General features: G+C 40.0%; 2 protein-coding genes. Both read left to right on the top strand.

All coding sequences use genetic code 11. The features are described from left to right. The first annotated feature begins 36 nt into the window (after window positions 1-36). On the top strand, window positions 37-1,626 hold the full coding sequence (gene istA / locus HMPREF0671_RS11560; RefSeq protein WP_036900927.1) for an IS21 family transposase: 1,590 nt from the start codon (window positions 37-39) through the stop codon (window positions 1,624-1,626). 6 nt (window positions 1,627-1,632) lie between these two features. After that, window positions 1,633-2,421 (top strand): IS21-like element helper ATPase IstB, encoded by a 789-nt coding sequence (istB, locus tag HMPREF0671_RS11555; protein ID WP_004337048.1) that lies wholly within the window; start codon window positions 1,633-1,635, stop codon window positions 2,419-2,421. Window positions 2,422-2,481: the final 60 nt, after the last annotated feature.

Genomic DNA, 2,481 nt, shown 5'->3' with positions numbered 1-2,481 from the left:
CCTGGTCGGCATTAAAAACATAAAACTATTATTTATATGACAAAATTAAAGAATTTATTGCGCTGTTACGCATCTGGTATGGGAATAAGAAGTATTTCTAGTACTTTCCATATATCTCGTAACACCCTCCGCAAGTATGTCCGTAAATTCCAAGAAAGTGGCTTGTCTATGGAGCAAATTCTGTCGCTTTCAGATGATAAGCTAGCGGACTTGTTTTCAGATGGGCATTCTCGTAACCGTCCGCCTTCTGCTCGTAAGTTGGAGTTAGAGGCACTTGTTCCTGATTATGTGAAACGGCTTAGCAAGAAGGGTGTTTCTATCTTATCTCTTCACACGGAGTATCTCAAAACTCATCCTAATGGTTACCAGTATTCTACTTTCAAACACGCAATCCATGCCTACAGATGTCAAACACGAGCCGTAGGACATGTAGAGCACCTTGCTGGCGATCAGATGTATATTGATTATGCGGGTGATAAACTAGAGATAGTCGAAGAACAGACGGGTGAGGTGCGGAAGGTAGAGGTTTTTGTGGCTACCCTTCCATGCAGTCATTACACCTATTGCGAGGCAGTGTGGTCGCAGAAGAAGGAAGACCTTATCGTTGCTTGCGAGAATGCTCTTCATTTCTTTGGTGGTGTACCCAAGGCTGTTGTGCCTGACAACTTAAAATCAGCCGTTATCTGCAGTGATCGTAATGAGCCTGTTATCAATGACGACTTCGCTGCTATGGCTGAATTTTATGACATGGCTGTTTATCCAGCTAGGGTGCGCCGTCCCAAGGACAAGGCACTGGTTGAGAATGCTGTAAAGCTAATGTATCGGTCGGTATATGTAGATATTGAAGGGCAAATTTTCCATAATCTAGAATCACTTAATATTGCTATACGCACATCTTTAGAAGCATTTAATAGCCGTAGATTGAGTGGACGTAAGGAATCCCGCCAAGAACTATTTGAGGAAATGGAAAAAGATTTTCTTCGTCCTCTTCCTACCGCTCGCTATCAGATGAAGTCTAGAAAGTCTGCTACTGTCATGGCTAATAGCTTCGTTATGCTAAGAAAGCATAGTTATAGTGTTCCAACAGAGTATATCGGCAAACGTATGGAGCTTATTTACGATAATGACAATGTTCAAATCTACTATGGGTTAAAGTTAGTTACCATCCATCAGCGAGATGATACTCCCTATACCTACTCACAGAAAGATGCACATAATCTTCCTGGTCATCATGGTAGCTTTGAAAAGGATTTGGAGGAAATATATCAACGGGCAGGGCAAATAGACAACATCCTTCTGCTTTATCTCAAGGAAGTCGCTACGCAGATGAAATATCCACCAAAAGCCTTCCGCTCTTGCCGTGGTATCATGTCGCTGGAGAAGAAGTATGGCATGGCTCGTCTAGTAGCAGCTTGTAACTGTGCTTCGGAAGGACGACGCTATGGCTATAATGAGATAAAGGATATACTACAGAAGGGTGATGATGCTTCCTATATATCTATGGATGAAGATAATATGGAGCTATCTCCTGAATATAAATCAAAAACGCATAAGAACATACGAGGCAAGGATTATTTCTCAAAGCAATTATCCAATAATAACAATAATAGCAAACAATTAAAGTAAACAACTATGGAACTAAATAATAATAAGACAGCACCTATTGTGCAAGAAATGGATAAGAATCAGTTATCTCTTGATTTAATGCATAGAATGAGGCTTACGGGTATGGCAACTGCCTTTGAAGAAAGTCTAACAACTACAATTGCAGATACGATGACACCAGATGCCTTTTTATCATGGCTCTTATCTCGAGAATGGGACTATCGTTCCGCAGCTGCTATTGAAAGACTCATAAAATCAGCAGGGTTTAGATATAAAGCCTATCCTGAGCAAATAGATTATAATATCAATCGCAACCTTAGCCAAAACAAAATGGAGAGAATACTCTCACTTGATTTTATCAAGCAAGGACGCAATATATTTATTACTGGTTCATCAGGAACTGGTAAAAGTTTTATCGCTACAGCTATAGGCTATCATGCTTGTAAAAATGGTATTAGAACGATGTATGCTAATATGTCAAAATTACTAGGGATACTTAAAGTCGCCAAGAATAAAGGAACGTTAGAAACAGAGCTAAAGAAGATAGAGCGATGTCGCTTGTTAATCCTCGACGATGCCTTCCTTGTACCTGTAGATGCAAAAGAGCGTCCTATATTACTTGATATTATAGAAGATAGGCATGAAAGGAAGTCGATTATCATATCTTCTCAACTTCCTGTGGACAACTGGTACGATGCAATAGGCGACCCTACCGTGGCAGATGCTGTACTAGATAGAATCGTGCATAGCTCATATCAAATAGAACTAACTGGAGAGAGTCTTAGAAAGATAAAAGCAAAGAATATTGGTAGGTAATAGCGAAATAAAATGACCCACCCGACCAGGGCATTTAGTGGGTCAATAATAAATCGTTTT

It is taken from the genome of Prevotella sp. S7 MS 2 (genome assembly GCF_000762865.1).
Taxonomy (GTDB): Bacteria; Bacteroidota; Bacteroidia; order Bacteroidales; family Bacteroidaceae; genus Prevotella.
The sequence above is the reverse complement of the archived record's forward strand: the minus strand, read 5'-3'. Positions and strand labels throughout refer to the sequence as shown.

Excerpts from the sequence above, each read along its gene's own strand:
- istA (WP_036900927.1), top strand. The coding sequence starts at position 37 with ATGACAAAATTAAAGAATTTATTGCGCTGTTACGCATCTGGTATGGGA.
- istB (WP_004337048.1), top strand. The coding sequence starts at position 1,633 with ATGGAACTAAATAATAATAAGACAGCACCTATTGTGCAAGAAATGGAT.